Origin of the sequence: Roseibium sp., assembly GCF_025698965.1 — a bacterium.
GTDB lineage: Bacteria > Pseudomonadota > Alphaproteobacteria > Rhizobiales > Stappiaceae > Roseibium.
The window spans coordinates 1-16,899 of the sequence record NZ_JAILWL010000078.1 but is presented as its reverse complement, the minus strand read 5'-3'; the positions used below and the strand labels follow the sequence as shown (position 1 = coordinate 16,899).

Genomic DNA, 16,899 nt, shown 5'->3' with positions numbered 1-16,899 from the left:
CTGAAACTAGCTTGCAAGGGGCTCCTGCCGACCGTTTGGAAGCGTGCATTGGACAGCCGGCAAAACTGGTCACGCAGGGGCATCAGACAGTCGTCACCTACAGTTCCGCACAGCAGCGTGACCCAAATGGTCTGTCTTTACCGACACCAGGTGCAACTGACGATCCAAAAGCATGTTTGTTTTCGTTCACCATTGAAGACGGTGTGGTCAAGAGCGTCGTCAGTAAGAACCGCGCCGGATGGGGCGGCGGCAGCATCACGAAGTGCTCGGCAATCATCAAAAACTGTTCCAACTACCAGCAATAAGAGCCCTGCAAATGTCGATACAAAACAGCCCTCTTCTTAAAAGTATTCTCCTGATGGTTGGGTTGATGACACTGTCAATCACTCAGACACAGGCAGGAGCGGACACTTTCAATTCCGTGTGCGCCGAATGCCACACTGGCGGCATCAAAGGCTTCATCTCCGGCGCTCCCAACATCAACAATCCCGCCTCCTGGCAGAAATTCCTCAATCGGGACACCGTGGAAAAGATGCGGGAGATCGTGTTGCGCGGCACCAAAGATCACAAACCCAAAGGTGGCTGCGCATCTTGTTCTGATCAGCAGGTCATTGAAGCGCTCGACTACATAATAATCAGGGTAAATTGACGATGGGACGCTACCACCCTCTCCTTGTGGCGCTGCATTGGCTATCAGCAGCTATGATTATCCTGACATTGGTTTCAGGAGGCATCGCACCATTGGGCTTTCATTTGGCAAGCGGTGGTCTGATTTTGATGGTCTTTCTGCTTCGAGTTGCCACAAAACTTAAGGCACGCGTACCACCTCTCGAAGGACCCCAGGCTCAAATTGCCAGAGTGGTGCACCTATCACTCTACCTGTTGGTGTTTGGGGTAATTACCTCAGGCATAGGTCTCGTAATCGATGCAAATCTGCTTCAGGTGATACAGGGAAATGCGACCCTGCCTGCTGATTTCTCGGAAAGTGCGGCGTATGCCACGCATTCCTTGTTCACCGATCTGTTGCTGGCGGCAATCGCAGCACATGTCATTGCTGCCGGTTGGCATCAATTCGTGCGGAGAGACAGGATTTTTTCCCGAATGTGGTTCAGGAAGTCCGGTCAACTTGAATTCTGACACAACAGCGACCTTCGAACAAAATACCCCTTGGGTATATGAGTTTTCCAACTTCGGGTCCTGCTGCCTGATTGCCAATGAAGCCCACGTCAAAGAACCGAAAATGGTCGGATTCACACCGGCAATCACCTGCCGACTATTCGCATTTCATCATCGAGGTCCAAGATGCTCTATTTTATGCTGAAATTCGCCCATCTCTCCGGGATCCTCCTGGTCGCAGCAGGACTTTTTGCGGCCTTGTTTCAAGATTTTTTGTACCGTAGATCGACAGTGCGATCGAGCCAAACAATGTCCCTAAAGTTGATGCTGGACTGGTACACGTTTTTTGCCTTGCCTGGAGCAGCTATTGTTTTTGCATCTGGTGGGGCACTGGTTGCAGTTTACTATGGCCCACTTGATCTCCTGAACACTCCCTGGCTCGCAGGTATGTTTGGGTTGTTCACCATAGGCCTGGTTCGCGGGATCACGGTTTCCGGGCCCTATCTTCGCGGCCTCATTGCAATGACTGAGGCTGATAGCCAAGCGTCAGGTCCTGAAACGCTCCCGGGCAGGCACCTGCCGGTCTTCGTCCGCGGACTTGAAGTGCCATTCCTGTTTCTGATTGTAGCTCTTGGTGTCTTTCGGCCCGAGACCTGGACGATGGTCCTTGTTGGCATCGGTCTCGCGTTGCAATTCACATTTGCTCTAACCTTGCTTCTGCCTTCGATAACAGCTCGCTCTGACGACTGCTTGCAATGAAACTTCGGAAATTCCAATCGTACAAAAAATCACTCTATTTGCGAGCTGCTATCCCAAAATTCAGTGTCTGATTTGCCTCAACGCGCGGCGCTTTGCTCGCAAGGCCAGTCAGGCACACAAAGCCTGGTTGAACGGACGCGGCGGACAGGCCGGGTAATCGCTTTGATGAACGCCAGTTGCCAGTCAGGTCGCCATGAATGATCGGCTACGGCTTTGCCGCAGTACGACTTGGCTTTAGCCGATCCTCAATTGCCCTGCCCGATCCGGTCAGATGCGGACGGCTTCGGTTACAACTGCTAAGTTCTGCGCAAAGAACCTGTCAAACGTCACATCAAAGCATAGCTTTTTGAAGCACTGCGGACACTGGAGCGCGTGTAGCATTCCGCTTAGTCCCGCAGTGCAGACATCAACAATCCGTTCTTTGTCAGTGCTCGATCCAACCTCTTTCCTATCACGTTGTGACGACCGCATTATTGCCGACGATCTGATCATTTTCACTCTTGCCCGTCGGCACTTTGATGCCGTGAAACGTCGCATACAATACGGGCACCATCACCATGGTGAGGATTGTGCCGACCGTGAGTCCGCCCATTAATGTCACGGCAAGACCAACCCAGAAAACATCCGGAAGCAGCGGGATGACGCCGAGCACTGTTGTGGCGGATGCCAGAGAAACGGGCCGCAAACGCGAGGCACTTGCATCCATCACAGCATCAAACGGATCTTTGTTTCGGGCTAGATTATCGTTGATCTCATCTATTAGGACGATCGAATTCTTGATCATCATACCGGACAAGCTCATTGCACCAAGCAAGGCAACAAAACCGAACGGTGTCCCCGTAAAAAGCAGACTGGGACTAATTCCAACCAGCGCAAACGGGATAACCAGAAAGATGATCATGGGCACTCTGAATGCGTTGAAAAGACCGACAACGATGAGCGCCATGATTGCGAGCGCAGGGACCACTCCCGGAATAAGCGATGCCTGTGAATCGACGGTGCCTTCATGTTCACCGCCCCACTCCATCACGTAACCATTCGGCAGGTCCCTTTCCAAAGCCAAGAAATCTGCTTCGACTTCAGACTTGTAAGTTGGGAACGTGATGTCATCGATTTGATTGGCCTGAACAGTCAGTGTTCGTCTGCGGTCGCGTCGGTTTACCAGAGGGTTTTCGCTCTTGGTAACGACCCCTTTGACGACTTGCGCCAATGGGACCGGTTCTGTCGAGAGTTGACCCTGGATCTGGAGGAACTCAAAATTATCGACAACGGCGGCATCCTCTTCAATGTGCCGCAATTTAATTGGGATCAGCTCATCGCCTTCGCGATAGAGACCGATTTGACGGCCGTCATAGGCCCGTTTCGTTGTCCTGCCGAGGTCTTCAGGCGTGATCCCTGTCCAGCGCGCACGGTCCTGGTCATACTCCGGAACGGTCGTCCAGACTTTCTCCCGCCAGTCTGTCCGAGACACTTTGGTCCAGGGATGATTGTCAAGGATAGCAACAGCCCTGTCTCCGATGGCGCGAAGTTCATCCGGGTCCGCATCTGCGGGTCCGATGATCCGCACTTCAAATGGCCAAGTGTATCCAGGTCCGATTCCAAATTTGCGGACAAATGCATGGGCTTCTGGAACGTTTTCAGCCAACCAGGTTTGCAGGCTTGCCGCGATCTCCGGAATGTCCTTGTAGTCCGTGACGTTGACTATCAATTGTGCATAGGACTGGTTGGTAGGTTCAGGATCTACGGGCAAATAGAAACGCGGTGGACCGGCTCCGATGAAGCTGGCGACACCGGTGATCCTGTCATCGTTTGCGAGCCGGCCTTCGATACGCTCCACGGCTTTGGAAACAGCTTCGATCCGTGTGCCTTCGGGAGCATAGTATTCCACCATGAATTTTGTCATGGAAGATGCTGGAAAAAATAGTTGTTTTACGGAGCCAAACGCCAAACCTGCGGTGACAAGCGCCGCGATAGCGAGGCCGATCGTCAAAAAACGGGCTTTGATTGCCAGACGAAGGAATCGGCGGTAGACCGCGAAAAGGCCGGTGTCGAAACTCGCGGTGTCAGCACCAGGTTTGGGATTTGGTAACATTGCGACGCATTGCAACGGCGTTACCGTCATCGAGATCACCCAACTCGCTAACAAGGCAATGCCAACGACCGAAAACAGGGTCCGGCAATATTCACCTGCGTTTTCGACTGAAGCAAAAATCGGATAAAATGCCATCACGGCGATGATTGTCGCCCCAAGCAGCGATAGGGACGGACGCTTTGCAGCTTCGATTGCCGCATCTTTTCGATCAATCCCCTGTGCCATGCGGACAGTGGCCCCATCAGCAACGACAATCGAATTGTCCACCATCATGCCAAGGGCAATGATCAGGGCGCCGAGTGACATGCGTTGCAGGTCGATGCCAAACATCGCCATTACAATGAATGTCGCCAGAATTGTAAGCAGCAATCCCGTGCCGATAATGACACCCATACGCAGGCTCATCGTGAGCGCGAGGACGACCAAAACAATAGCTACCGCTTGAGCCAGGCTAATCAAAAAGCTTGTTACTGCCGTATCGACATCGTCCGATTGCCAATGGACTTTGTCGATTTCTATTCCGACAGGCAAACGCGGCATGAGTTCTAAAATGCGGGCGTCGACAGCCTGTCCCACGCTGACAACGTTAACTCCGGGCTGAAACGAAACTGCCAACCCAATTGACTGATTTCCATTAAAACGCATCAGCGTGGTTGGCGGTTCGGAATATCCCTCCCGTATCGATCCGATCTGGCCAAGTCGAATGATTTGTTGATGGCCCTCGTTTTCAACCTGCAGTGTGTCGGTCGCTGTCGGCCGAATTACCAGGTTCTCAATGTCCTGCGGAGAAACGAAAGCTCCACTGGGAGCAATGCGCATACGGTAGTCGCTTATGTTCACCCAACCTGAGTCAACAACGGCATTCTGGTTCTCGATTGTCTGCTCCAGCGTTGTTTCGGAAATGCCAAGTTCGACGAGATTTTCCTCGCGCACATCGAAGTAAAGAACCCGCTCGCGCGCGCCCCACATGTCGACGCGACCGACCCCTTCAACAAGCGACAATTCCCGTTGCAGGAAGTCGACATGGTCTTTCAGCTCAGCGTAAGTGTATCCGTCCGAGACAACAGCCAACAGAAGTCCAAACACATCGCCAAAATCGTCATTGATGGCAGGTTGACCGGCCCCGGGCGGAAGATTGACTTCAACGTCGCGAATCTTGCGGCGGAGTGTGTCCCAAATCTGTGGCAGCTTATCGGACCAGAAGCGCGACTGGATTTCGATCTTGATAGATGAAACGCCAGGACGGCTCGTGCTTTCAATGAAGTTTACTTCCTTGATTTCCTGAAGTTTGAGTTCAATCCGCTCAGTGACCTCCTGTTCAACTTCTATCGCACTGGCACCTGGGTAAGGCGTTACAATCACAGCAGTTTTGATCGTGAATTCTGGATCCTCGAGTTGGCCCAGCCGGGTGTAGGAAAAAATGCCCCCCAGGACCAGCATGACCACTGCAAACCAGATGAATTTGGCGTTTTCGACCGCAAATTTCGGCATGTCTACTCTCCCGCGCCAGCAGGTTTGATACTCACCTTCTGCCCGTCTCTGAGCGAGTTGGCACCAGCAGTCACGATGATTTCGCCTATTTCAAGCCCGCCATCTATAGCCAGGCCTTGAGTACGCGGGGCTCCAACTGTGACTGGTTTGGCAGCAACGGTGCTGGTTTCTGGTTCCACAACCCAGATATGAGGCTGAGATTTACCTTCCGGCACGAACACGGCCGCCGGGGGGACAACTATGTTGCTGAACCGTTGAAATCCTTCCGCGACCCGTCCTTTTGCCCGCCCTGTCATGCCTGGCAAAACCTGACCGGTATCAGGTTGGTCCATCAGCAACGTAACAGGGAAAGTCCGCGTCAGGGAGGATGCTTCAGTTCCAATTTCCGTGATTTCTGCTGGGATTTCCACGTCACCGATTGCATCGAACGTCACCCTGACATCCATCACGTGCTTCGAAAGCCCGATGTAACGCTCAGGAATATCGATGACCATTTCAATGTGTTCACTGTCGAGAATACGAAGGACCTGTTGCTGAGCCTGGACTTCTTCAAAATTCTCTACGTATTTCGCAACAACGTTGCCTTCAAAAGGCGCTTTCAAACTCGTATAGGAAAGATTGAGTCTGGCTTTGTCCAATGCACCTTGCACAGACGCAATCGCAGCCTTTGTTGAGCGTTCATTCGCATCAGAAGTATCCAGCGCGGACTGCGCAACATGCCCTTTTTCAAACAGCGCCCGTTGCCTCTTTGTCTGCTCAAGAGCATTGTCATGAGTGGCAATCGCGCTTTCAAGATCCGCTGAAAGGCGGTCTACCTCAGCTTGATATGTCGCTGGATCAAGTGTGGCAACCACCTGTCCTTTTTCGACTTTATCACCGACCTGAACTGCGATCCCACTTACAGTCCCAGAAACCGAAAAACCAAGGGAGACTTCACGTGCAGCACGCGCCGTGCCAATGAAATAGCTGCCTTGCAGGTCGTTGGCATCGGACACCTGCAGTGTTCGAACCGGTCGGACAATCTCAACGTCTGCAGACTTGGGCACAGCCTCTTGACAGGCTGCCAAAGGAAAAACAACAAGGAAGATTCTGGCGAAGGACCAGGACCTATTTGGTGTCAACATTGGAGATAACATCTGGTTCAAATCCCCTCAGCGAATTCTGGATTGGGCGTATTTTGACTTGCCTGCTGATCATCATCGACAGCGGGTAGAGCGAAGGAGGAGCCGATCCGTTTGATTTTGGAAGTCTTGCCTGCTGCGCGCGTTGCAATGCCAACCGCTTCAAATGGTGCTGCACCTGGCCAAACGGCAATGCTGATCGGTGTTGGCTCGGCAATCGGTGCGAGGAACTGGTGAAGCGCCATGGATAAGCAGTTGGGCTTCATTTGCGGCAAATCTTGCGCCAGGGGCAAAACTTCAACTGTCTCCCCGATCGGTCCTTCGGGAACACCAAAAACGTTGGCGAAAGCCGCCTCGGTGTTCGACCTACCTGCATTGAACATATTCTTTTCAATCCTCAATTCGGGATAGAACGCACCGAGTTAAGACCCGCATCGCTGTGACGGGCCAAAACATCGATATGCTCACGTTGAGACCGGTGGTGAACGGCACAATCAAGAACTTCTTGCCATCAACGTCCCAGGGAAAATTCCTCGGCCACGATCACAGAGGATCAATGCCGCGCATAACTACATAGCAAGCTATAATGATTTCATTTAAACAGCAAGCTATTTATTTTTAGCTTCCAACTACACAGAATTGAGCGCTTGGCCGGGCAGCCTTCTATCAGGAAAGTTCAAGGGATTAGGGGATGTGAGCCAATCTAGGACCCAGTCTCCCCCGGTCTCGATTTGAACCCGTCGCAATTTGGGTGAGACTGAATTTGCAGCCGCATTTTTTTTCAACCTTGGCCTACTTTCACCTAATGAATGCCAGAGTAGACTCCGAATATAGAAGGAAGTCGCTTGGGTGAGCAGAACAAAGGAAGTGCTCCTCCGCTGACAAAATCATGGGAAGCATCTGCCGAAGATCTTGAGCTTCCCGATACCTCGGCAAAGTCTTCACTGGTTGTACGCAACTCAACATATCCACCTCGGAGCGATCGCTGGTTCGCACCACAGTCAATGTCGACAGTCCGCCATCCTTATCTAAAACGGACATTCCAAAAACCGTCCGAATATTACGCGCTATGTCCCTTGGCATTGGCAGTCGCTATCCCCTAATGGTGGTCAGCGACAGCGGTAACGAACTCCCCTCAAGCGTCATACTCAATTGCCAGCAGGATCGCAGCGTCGAATGGCAACTCATCGCCCCGGGAAAACCGATGCAAAGTGGTTTGTCAACAGCTTCAACGGGCGGCTTCGGGGTGAATGCTTCAACGAATATCTGTCCCGCAGCCACTCGACCATTCGCAAGGGCGCTACATGCGCCTTACGACCACCGACACGGTTCAATTGCAGGCACGCAATCTGAAAAATGTTCGCATAAAATGTCGCTGACAGTTTGGTTGATTTCCGGGATAGAACCGGTTCTCACTGGGAACTGACTTAAACCGTGCAACTTGCGTGTGATCTGGATGGGCAAACGTATTCTGGTCAAGGGACTGGTACAGGGGGTTGGATTTCGGCCCTTCGTCTGGAGGTTGGCGCGGGAATTAAAGGTCTCCGGTCATGTTTTCAATGACGGGGCGGGAGTTCAGATTGAGGCCCATGCGCCAACTGCCGCCCTGGACGCCTTTGTGGGTCGCTTGAATGCCGAATGTCCCACCCTGGCTCGAATTGACCTGATCGACGTTTCACCTTGCGAAAACAAAAAACCGCCAGTCGACTTCAGGATCATTCACAGCGAGGATGGCCATGTCTCAGCTGGCGTTGTTCCCGACGCTGCAACCTGTCCGGCCTGCCATGCGGAAATCATTGATCCTGAGAACCGGCGCTACAGGCATCCCTTTTCCAATTGCACGCATTGCGGACCGCGCCTGTCTATTCTGCGGCACATTCCCTATGACCGGACCTCGACGACCATGTCGGTTTTTCCAATGTGTGCCGCCTGCCGGTCCGAATACGAAAATCCAGCGGACTGCCGGTTTCACGCGCAACCGATCGCCTGCCCGGATTGCGGGCCTGAACTCTGGTTCGAGAATGCGGAGCAAAGCGTTGTCCAGGTCGCTCCGATCAGGACTGCGGCTACGAAACTGAAAGCCGGAAAGATTCTCGCCATCAAAGGTCTGGGAGGCTTTCAGATCGCGGTTGATGCCGGCAATGAAACCGCGATTGCCGAACTAAGGAAGCGCAAGCACCGCCCTGACAAACCTCTTGCCCTGATGGCACGGGATCTCGACCAGATCCGCAACTACTGCCGGTTGAATTCTGACGAGGAAGCGCTTCTGGCAGGCCCGGCAGCCCCGATCCTGATTCTTCAAAAGTCGGGGCAGAGCCTTGCGCAAAACATTGCCTCCGGACATGACAGTCTAGGCTTCATGCTTCCCAGTACGCCCCTGCATCACCTTCTCATGGCCGAACTTGAACGGCCAATCGTTCTGACGTCAGGCAACTTGTCGGATAATCCGCAGGAAACAAAAAACGAAGAGGCCCGGCGCCAGCTTGCCGGCATTGTCGACGGGTTTTTGATGCATGATCGGGAGATCAATAATCGTCTCGATGACAGCGTGATGCGTTCTGACCGTACCGGCCCGGCAGTTCTGAGGCGCGCCCGTGGACTTGCTCCAGCGTCGATACGTCTGTCTCCGAGGTTCGCCGATGCTCCAAAAGTGCTTGCCATGGGCGGTGAGCTGAAGTCGTCCTTTTGCCTGTTGAACGGTCAGGACGCTGTCTTGTCGCAACATATCGGTGATCTGGAGAACGCCAAGACCTTTGCTGACTACAAAAAGATGCTGCAGCTATACCTGGAACTCTATCAGTTCGAACCAGACGTGATCGCGGTCGATTGTCATCCGCAATACCTTTCAACGGTCCACGGCGAACATCTGGCTCAGGAACGAGGCGCCGATCTTGTCCGGGTGCAGCATCATCACGCTCACATGAGCGCATGTCTCGCCGAACATTCCGACTTCTCAGATTCCTGTGAAACAGCTCACGGAATTATTCTGGATGGCCTGGGCTGGGGGGATGACGATACAGTCTGGGGTGGGGAGTTGCTGAAAGGCGGCTTTTCCGGTTTCGAACGCATGGGCTGCTTCAAACCGGTTCTCCTGCCGGGTGGCTCCGCGGCAATCCGTGAACCCTGGCGAAATCTTGCCGCTCATTTGTTTGATGCGTTCGGCCCGAACTATCGGGATCGACTTGACGGAACACAATTGCCAAAAGCCTTCGCCGCCATGTCGGTCACAGGCCTTGAAGATATGATGATGAAAAGGGTGAATTCACCCCGGTCATCTTCGGCGGGACGGTTGTTTGATGCGGTCGCGGCCGCACTCGGGATCTGTTTTCACCGCCAGAGTTTCGAGGGCCAGGCTGCCATGCTCCTGGAAAGTCTGGCGCGGACCCAGATGAAGACACAATCTGCCTATCCCGTTACGGTGAGCCTGCAGCCTGACGTTTTGGTGTCATTTGACGAGATGTGGCTGGAGTTGATTGCCGATCTGAAGAATAACGTCCCGGTTGACCAGATTGCCGCCCGGTTCCATCTCGGGCTGATCGAAGGTCTTGCAAAGACCATCCGCCTTTCCGGAGCAAGGCCTCCGGAAACGGTCGTGCTTTCGGGTGGTGTCTTCCAGAATGCAATCCTGCGGGACAGAGTGTCGCGTAAACTGCAAACAGAAGGGCACAATGTCCTGAACCACCATATTGCTCCAGCCAATGACGGCGGCCTTGCGCTTGGGCAGGCGGTGATCGCGGCTGCAAAGGGCATGGGCATTCAGAGTGTTCGCGTCTAACTGTCTGATCAGATGCGTTTTCAGTCATGTTGATGTGGCTCAAGGACAGGATGAAGCGACTTTGAGAGCTTAAGTCATCAGGAACTTTTCATGAGCGGAAAGGCGATTTCCGGTTGCATGGAAGCGTTCGTCCCTTTCAAATTGATCTCCGCGGTGACGGGCCGCGACGGAAAATTGAGGGAGAGTGTGCACCATGGAAAATGGTCGCAGCAGTTCTGGCGGAATTGACGCTTCCGTCTGTGAGATGGCCCCTGTGCCGGCTGCCGAGATTGCCGAGATCTGCAAGACCTATGGCAATGACAAGCACCGTATGCTCGATATCCTGCGCGATGTTCAGGATCAATACCGGTGTGTTGCACCATCGACTATGGAACGGATCGCCGAGGCGACCGGATTGACACGGATCGAAGTGGAAGGCGTCGCAAGTTTCTATTCGTTCCTGTCCCTGACGCCCAAGGGACGCACCAGCATTCGTCTCTGCGACGATATTGTCGATCGCTACACCGGCTTGGATGCCGTCACTTCGGCCTTTGAGGAGGTGTTGGATATCCGGGTCGGAGAAACGTCTCCCGATGGGGCGTTTTCACTTGAATATACGCCCTGCATCGGCATGTGCGACCAGACGCCGGCGGCCATGATCAATGATGTGGTCATGACCAAACTCACCAGCGAAACGGCACGGCGCCTTGCGGAAGCCCTCAAATCCGGTCAATCGCCGGAACATCTGGTCAGCGACCGGTTCGAGGCCCTGACACCCCATGAACGGGTGACACGCATGGTGGACAATAATATCCGACATGCAGGCGACGTTCTCCTGGGTCCCGTACCGGAGGAAGCCGGACTGAATCATGCCGCGGGAATAACACCAACCCAGATCATCACCGCGATTGAAGAAAGCGGACTGCGTGGTTGTGGCGGAGCCGGTTTTACCACAGGCAGGAAATGGCGTTTTGCCGCCAGCGAACGGGCCGAAAAGCATTTCGTGATCTGTAATGCCGATGAAGGCGAACCTGGAACATTCAAGGACAGGGTACTGCTGACCGAGCGCCCGCACCTGGTTTTTGAAGGCATGACCATCGCCGCGCGGGCTGTCGGTGCAAGCAACGGCATTCTCTATCTGCGCGGAGAGTATGTCTATCTGCGCGAGCTTCTGGAACAGGTACTGGAGGAACGCAGGCGGCGTGGCCTTCTGGGAAAAAACATACTCGGTATCAAGGGGTTCAACTTCGACGTCCGCCTGCAATTGGGTGCCGGCGCCTATATCTGCGGTGAAGAAGGCGCGTTGATCAGTTCCTGTGAAGGTCTGCCGGGCGAACCCAAGACCCGTCCGCCCTTTCCCGTCAATCGGGGTTATCTTGGCTATCCGACGGTGGTCAACAATGTTGAAACTTTCTGCCACGCCGCACGCATTCTGGACAGGGGAGCCAAGTGGTTCCACGACATGGGGACCGAAGGCTCGCACGGAACCAAACTGTTTTCCGTTTGTGGCGATTGCCTGAACCCCGGCATCTACGAACTTCCCTATGGCCATACGGTCTGGGAGGTCCTGGAGCGGGTTGGGGGTGAGGATGCGGCAGCTGTCCAAGTGGGGGGACCGAGTGGGACGATGATTGCGCGGGACAGCTTTCACCGCAAACTCACCTTCGACGATCTGGCAACTGGCGGGGCGATCATCATATTCAATGGAGACCGCAACATCCTCGAGATCGTCGAATATTACATGTCGTTCTTCGTACATGAGAGCTGTGGTTATTGTACCCCTTGCCGCGTCGGCAACGTCTTCCTGCAAAAGGCAATCCAGAAATTCCGCAAGGGTCTCGCCAACCCCGAGGATATCGAATACCTGAAGGACCTTTCCGGCACGATCATCGAGACGAGCCGTTGCGGCCTCGGCATGACATCACCCAATCCGGTTCTCACCACCTTGCAAAATTTTCCACTGGTCTATTCGGCGGTCACCAAACCAAACAAGGACGGGATCCGCGACACGTTCGATATCCAGTCGGCCATAGATGGCGCGCGCAAGATTGCCAAACGCCGCTCCTACATCTTCGACAGGGACTTCACTCAATGAGCGGAACAAAGAAGGAAACCGGCTTCTCCTTCACCATCGATGGTGTGGAAATCACGGCCTATGCGGGCCAGACGATCATGGAAGCGGCTGATGAAGCCGGGGTCTATATCCCGAGGCTGTGTGATCATCAGGGCCTGCGCCATCAAGGCAGTTGCCGCGTTTGCACGGTGAAGGCGGGCGGGCGCAGTGTTGCCGCCTGCACCCAGCCAGCAGCCCCCGGTCAGGCTGTTGAGAACGAGACCAAGCACCTGAACAAGATGCGGCGCGATCTCGTCGAAATGCTGTTTCACGAGGGCAATCACCTTTGCCCGATCTGCGAGGCCAGCGGCAATTGCGAACTTCAGGCGATGGCTTACCGGCTCGACATGACCGAAACCACACGGTTTCCGTATCTGGAGCCCTGCCGCGCACTCGATGCGTCGCATCCCGATATCGCGCTCGACACCAACCGCTGCATCAGCTGTGGACGCTGCATCCGGGCCTCCCAGGATGTCGATGGGAAAGGCATCTTCGGCTATGTCGGGCGGGGGATTCATAGACGCGTCGCCGTTAATGGCGAAAGTCTCGCGGAAACCGATGCCGAAGTATCGGACCATGCCATTTCCAAGGACGTATGCCCGGTCGGTTGCATCATCCGCAAGCGCGTCGGCTTCGTCACACCGATCGGTGAGCGGGAATTCGACAACGGTCTGATCGGTCATGAGATCGAGGAGAAGCGCAAATGAGCGAGCTTCCCAAAGCCCGCATCGCAACGGCCTCGCTGGCCGGATGTTTTGGCTGCCATATGGCAATCCTGGATATTGACGAACGCCTGATTGAGCTGATGAAGCTGGTGGATGTCGACCGCTCGCCGTTGACCGACAAGAAACGGTTCACGCAGCGCTGTGATATCGGCATCATCGAAGGAGGATGCTGTAACGAGGAAAACGTGCATGTGCTGCATGATTTCCGGCGCCATTGCGATGTTCTGATTGCGCTTGGACAATGTGCGATCATGGGTGGGCTGCCGGCCATGCGCAACGCGATCATGCATTCCGACGCACCGCTGCGCGAATGTCTGGACGAAGCCTATATCACCGGCCGTTACATCCGTAACACAACACACAATGTCCCCAACGACCCTGCCCTCCCTCTCCTGCTTGACGAGGTCTATCCCTGTTCGCAAGTGGTTGAGATCGATTACCAGATCCCCGGCTGCGCACCTGAGGGGGACATAATTTTCGATACGTTGTCCAAGCTCCTGACGGGTAGATTCCGGGGCTTTGAACGTGAGATGATCAGGTTTGACTAGGGTGGATGATCAAGATGGCTGAACCCAGAATGATTGAAATCTCGCCGGTCACCCGCGTGGAGGGGCACGGCAAGGTCACCATTCACCTCGATGAGGAAAACCGTGTCGAGGAAGCACGGCTGCACATTGTTGAATTCCGCGGGTTCGAACGGTTCATTCGCGGCCGTTTGATGTGGGAAGTCCCGGTGATCGTTCAGCGGCTCTGTGGAATCTGTCCCGTTAGCCATCACCTGGCAGCTGCAAAGGCCATGGACATGATTGCCGGGGTCGATCAGCTGACACCGACCGCAGAAAAGATGCGCAGGCTCATGCATTACGGTCAGGTGATGCAAAGCCATGTTCTGCATTTCTTCCACCTGGCAGCCCCGGACCTTCTCTTCGGCTTCGGAGCCCCCGCAGAAAAACGAAACATCTTCGAAGTGATCAAGGAGAAGCCCGAACTTGGCAAACGGGCGGTCCTGATGCGCAAATACGGTCAGGAAATCATCGAAGCGACAGCGGGCAAGAAGATCCACGGAACAGGCGCGATCCCGGGCGGCATCAACAGGAACCTCACGATCGAGCGCCGTGATCATTTTCTCGGCTCGATCGATATGATGATCGAATGGGCTCTGGACGCGGTCAAGCTCGCGCGTGACTACACTCAGGAACATGAGGACCTGGTCGCGGAGTTCGGCTCCTTTCCGTCAAACTACCTGTCCCTTGTCCGGGAAAGCGACGGAGCACTGGATCTTTATCATGGCAACCTGCGGGCGCTGAGTTCCACCGGTGATCAGATCTTCGATCAAATACCCTACACCAGATATCATGAACTGATTGTCGAGGATGTTCGCTCCTGGTCCTATATGAAATTCCCATTCATCACGGAACTCGGACCGGAGGCCGGTTGGTATCGCGTTGGACCTTTGGCACGCATGAATACGGCAAGCTTTATCGACACGCCCCTGGCAAACAAAGCTCATGCCGTTCTGAAGGCTGAAACCGGCGGCGTCCCGAACAACTCGACACTCGCCAATCACTGGGCGCGCATGATCGAGGTTCTGCACTGCGTTGAAAAAATCCGCGACCTGCTCAACGACCCTGATCTGCAAGGCACGGACCTGATTGCAGAAGGCGAGCGCCGCGAAGAAGGGATCGGCGTGATCGAGGCGCCTCGCGGCAACCTTATCCATCATTACAAGGTCGATGAGCATGACCAGGTGACCTATTGCAATCTTATTGTCTCTACGACCCACAACAATGAAGGCATGAACCGGGCGGTGAAAGACGTCGCGGTCAAGCACCTTTCCGGTCAGGCCCAGATTACCGAGGGCATGCTCAATCATGTCGAAGTGGCCATCCGCGCTTACGATCCTTGCCTTTCCTGCGCGACCCACGCGCTTGGACAAATGCCGCTTCAGGTGGAACTGTTCGATGCGGAAGGCTGCATGGTCGACAGCAGGACGCAGTCGATATGAATTCAAAAGTGCATGACAGACAAGGTACCGGGTAGAATTGGAGGCTTTGGAACAGATGCTTTTGATCGGTTACGGCAATCCGGGACGCGGCGATGACGGACTTGGCCCGGCATTCTCCGAACGCATTGCCGAGCGCGCCTTGCCGGGCCTTGAAGTCGATACCGATTATCAGCTGGTGGCAGAGCATGCCTTGGCAATCTCAGGACATGACCTCGTGATATTCGTGGATGCGGAAATTGAAGGGGAACAAACTTTTTCCTTCAGAGAAGTCCAGCCCGCTTCGCCGGAGACAATCGGCAGCCACAGCTTTTTACCCGAGACCGTTCTGACCCTTTGCACAACTCTCTTTGGCGTCACCCCTTGCGCCTATGTGCTCGGAATTTCCGGAAAGGATTTTGGCGAGGTCAAGGAGGGGCTCTCCACGCAAGCCTCCGAAAACATGGTTGAGGCCGAAGCTTTCTTTTTGAACTGGCTTGAACACCGGACTCTCGAACGGGAGGCCGCACATGCATGAAATGTCATTGTGCGAAAGCATTCTGGCAATCCTGAAGGACCGGGCGGCCAGAGACAATTTCACAGAAGTCAGACGCGTCTGCGTCGACGTCGGTCCACTTTCCTGCGTTGAGCCGGATGCACTTCAATTCGGATTTGACGTAGTCATGAAGGGATCCCTGGCTGAAGGCGCAAAACTCGAGATCTCCCGGCCTCCGGCAGAAGCGCTTTGCCTGACTTGTTTCAGGACCGTCCCGGTGCAGCGCAGATTTGACACGTGTCCGGAATGTGGTGGCGAAGCATTGCAGGTCACAAGCGGTGAAGAGCTCAAGATCCGTGAATTGGAGGTGGTGTGATGTGTACGGTATGCGGTTGCAACGACACGCAAGGTCACAAGCATGAAGCCGGTCATGTTCATTTTGGAAAGGGCGAGGCAGGCACATCTGTCGCAGGCATGAGCCAATCACGTCTGATCCAGATCGAGACGGATATCCTTGGCAAGAACAACAGTCATGCGGAGAGTAACAGGAGTGTGTTTTCGAAAAACGGTATCCTCGCGCTCAATCTGGTTTCGAGCCCCGGATCAGGCAAAACCACGCTCCTGGTCGAGACCTTGAAACGGCTTGGCGGAAAGGTACCAGCGTCCGTCATAGAGGGAGACCAGCAAACCTCAAACGACGCCGACCGCATCCGGGAGACAGGAGCAGCTGCCGTACAGATAAACACCGGCAAGGGTTGTCACCTCGACGCGCACATGGTCGGGCATGCGTTGGAGAAGCTCCCCCAGGATCCAGGCAGCATTCTTTTTATCGAGAATGTCGGCAATCTTGTCTGTCCAGCAGGTTTCGACCTTGGCGAAGCCTTCAGGATCGTGATCCTGTCTGTGACGGAAGGAGAGGACAAACCTCTGAAATATCCGGATATTTTTGCTAGCGCGGATCTGCTGATCCTCAACAAGACAGATCTTCTGCCGCATCTGGATTTCAATGTCGAAGAGGCAATAGCCCATGCGAAAACGGTCAATCGGAAAATAGAGGTTATTCAAGTGTCCGCAAAGACGAGTGAAGGCTTCGATGATTGGCTCGGCTGGCTCGAAGATGCTCGCAAGCGACAGGCTTCGGATGACTGCCAGACCAAGGCTGCGGAATAGGAGCGCCGATCATGTGTCTTGCCATCCCTGCCCGCGTGATCTCTCTGGATGCCGACGATATGGCCACGGTAGCGCTTGAAG

15 protein-coding genes and 1 pseudogene are annotated in these 16,899 nt (G+C 54.3%); 13 read left to right on the top strand and 3 right to left on the bottom strand.

The window, feature by feature from the left end:
- The 4 genes from K5905_RS08720 to K5905_RS08705 form a co-directional block, all read left to right on the top strand.
- The coding region (locus K5905_RS08720) for a hypothetical protein (RefSeq protein WP_297582575.1) at positions 1–305 on the top strand (305 nt) is incomplete at its 5' end.
- A gap of 11 nt (positions 306–316) precedes the next feature.
- Positions 317–649, top strand: coding sequence for a c-type cytochrome (locus K5905_RS08715; protein WP_297582573.1), 333 nt, complete (start codon positions 317–319; stop codon positions 647–649).
- Between the two features lie 2 nt (positions 650–651).
- The gene (locus K5905_RS08710) at positions 652–1,137 is read left to right on the top strand and encodes a cytochrome b/b6 domain-containing protein (RefSeq protein WP_297582571.1); all 486 of its coding nucleotides are present in this window, start codon (positions 652–654) and stop codon (positions 1,135–1,137) included.
- A gap of 165 nt (positions 1,138–1,302) precedes the next feature.
- On the top strand, positions 1,303–1,875 hold the full coding sequence (locus K5905_RS08705; RefSeq protein WP_367186953.1) for a DUF2269 family protein: 573 nt from the start codon (positions 1,303–1,305) through the stop codon (positions 1,873–1,875).
- A 451-nt stretch (positions 1,876–2,326) separates the two neighbouring features.
- On the opposite strand, the gene K5905_RS08700 is transcribed toward K5905_RS08705, so the two are convergent.
- From K5905_RS08700 to K5905_RS08690, 3 genes are all read right to left on the bottom strand, one after another.
- Positions 2,327–5,458, bottom strand: coding sequence for an efflux RND transporter permease subunit (locus K5905_RS08700; RefSeq protein WP_297582570.1), 3,132 nt, complete (start codon positions 5,456–5,458; stop codon positions 2,327–2,329).
- Between the two features lie 2 nt (positions 5,459–5,460).
- Positions 5,461–6,504 carry an efflux RND transporter periplasmic adaptor subunit gene (locus K5905_RS08695; RefSeq protein ID WP_297582569.1) on the bottom strand — a complete coding sequence of 348 codons (1,044 nt, stop codon included), beginning with the start codon at positions 6,502–6,504 and terminating at the stop codon, positions 5,461–5,463.
- Between the two features lie 95 nt (positions 6,505–6,599).
- Positions 6,600–6,962 (bottom strand): hypothetical protein, encoded by a 363-nt coding sequence (locus K5905_RS08690; protein ID WP_297582568.1) that lies wholly within the window; start codon positions 6,960–6,962, stop codon positions 6,600–6,602.
- A 710-nt stretch (positions 6,963–7,672) separates the two neighbouring features.
- Here K5905_RS08690 and K5905_RS08685 point away from each other — a divergent pair.
- The 9 genes and pseudogenes from K5905_RS08685 to hypB form a co-directional block, all read left to right on the top strand.
- Positions 7,673–7,848, top strand: a pseudogene (locus K5905_RS08685) (integrase core domain-containing protein); the annotation flags it as partial.
- Positions 7,849–8,035: 187 nt separating this feature from the next.
- Positions 8,036–10,354, top strand: a complete 2,319-nt coding sequence (gene hypF / locus K5905_RS08680; protein ID WP_297582567.1) for a carbamoyltransferase HypF — start codon at positions 8,036–8,038, stop codon at positions 10,352–10,354.
- Positions 10,355–10,547: 193 nt separating this feature from the next.
- On the top strand, positions 10,548–12,428 hold the full coding sequence (locus K5905_RS08675) for an NAD(P)H-dependent oxidoreductase subunit E (protein WP_297582566.1): 1,881 nt from the start codon (positions 10,548–10,550) through the stop codon (positions 12,426–12,428).
- A complete protein-coding gene (locus tag K5905_RS08670) occupies positions 12,425–13,153 on the top strand; it encodes a 2Fe-2S iron-sulfur cluster-binding protein (RefSeq protein ID WP_297582564.1) in 729 nt (242 codons plus the stop codon). The genes K5905_RS08675 and K5905_RS08670 overlap by 4 nt, the downstream gene beginning before the upstream one ends.
- Positions 13,150–13,719, top strand: a complete 570-nt coding sequence (locus K5905_RS08665; protein ID WP_297582562.1) for an NADP oxidoreductase — start codon at positions 13,150–13,152, stop codon at positions 13,717–13,719. Before K5905_RS08670 ends, K5905_RS08665 begins: the two co-directional genes overlap by 4 nt.
- Positions 13,720–13,733: 14 nt before the next feature.
- Positions 13,734–15,176, top strand: a complete 1,443-nt coding sequence (locus tag K5905_RS08660) for a Ni/Fe hydrogenase subunit alpha (RefSeq protein ID WP_297582561.1) — start codon at positions 13,734–13,736, stop codon at positions 15,174–15,176.
- A 55-nt stretch (positions 15,177–15,231) separates the two neighbouring features.
- Positions 15,232–15,690, top strand: coding sequence for a hydrogenase maturation protease (locus K5905_RS08655; protein ID WP_297582559.1), 459 nt, complete (start codon positions 15,232–15,234; stop codon positions 15,688–15,690).
- On the top strand, positions 15,683–16,024 hold the full coding sequence (hypA, locus tag K5905_RS08650; protein WP_297582557.1) for a hydrogenase maturation nickel metallochaperone HypA: 342 nt from the start codon (positions 15,683–15,685) through the stop codon (positions 16,022–16,024). Before K5905_RS08655 ends, hypA begins: the two co-directional genes overlap by 8 nt.
- On the top strand, positions 16,024–16,818 hold the full coding sequence (hypB, locus tag K5905_RS08645) for a hydrogenase nickel incorporation protein HypB (RefSeq protein WP_297582555.1): 795 nt from the start codon (positions 16,024–16,026) through the stop codon (positions 16,816–16,818). Before hypA ends, hypB begins: the two co-directional genes overlap by 1 nt.
- Positions 16,819–16,899: the final 81 nt, after the last annotated feature.

Coding starts and splice junctions, on each gene's coding strand:
- K5905_RS08700 (WP_297582570.1), bottom strand. CDS start 5,458: ATGCCGAAATTTGCGGTCGAAAACGCCAAATTCATCTGGTTTGCAGTG.
- hypB (WP_297582555.1), top strand. CDS start 16,024: ATGTGTACGGTATGCGGTTGCAACGACACGCAAGGTCACAAGCATGAA.
- hypA (WP_297582557.1), top strand. CDS start 15,683: ATGCATGAAATGTCATTGTGCGAAAGCATTCTGGCAATCCTGAAGGAC.
- K5905_RS08710 (WP_297582571.1), top strand. CDS start 652: ATGGGACGCTACCACCCTCTCCTTGTGGCGCTGCATTGGCTATCAGCA.
- K5905_RS08690 (WP_297582568.1), bottom strand. CDS start 6,962: ATGTTCAATGCAGGTAGGTCGAACACCGAGGCGGCTTTCGCCAACGTT.
- K5905_RS08705 (WP_367186953.1), top strand. CDS start 1,303: ATGCTCTATTTTATGCTGAAATTCGCCCATCTCTCCGGGATCCTCCTG.
- K5905_RS08665 (WP_297582562.1), top strand. CDS start 13,150: ATGAGCGAGCTTCCCAAAGCCCGCATCGCAACGGCCTCGCTGGCCGGA.
- K5905_RS08660 (WP_297582561.1), top strand. CDS start 13,734: ATGGCTGAACCCAGAATGATTGAAATCTCGCCGGTCACCCGCGTGGAG.
- K5905_RS08670 (WP_297582564.1), top strand. CDS start 12,425: ATGAGCGGAACAAAGAAGGAAACCGGCTTCTCCTTCACCATCGATGGT.
- K5905_RS08655 (WP_297582559.1), top strand. CDS start 15,232: ATGCTTTTGATCGGTTACGGCAATCCGGGACGCGGCGATGACGGACTT.
- K5905_RS08675 (WP_297582566.1), top strand. CDS start 10,548: ATGGAAAATGGTCGCAGCAGTTCTGGCGGAATTGACGCTTCCGTCTGT.
- hypF (WP_297582567.1), top strand. CDS start 8,036: ATGGGCAAACGTATTCTGGTCAAGGGACTGGTACAGGGGGTTGGATTT.
- K5905_RS08715 (WP_297582573.1), top strand. CDS start 317: ATGTCGATACAAAACAGCCCTCTTCTTAAAAGTATTCTCCTGATGGTT.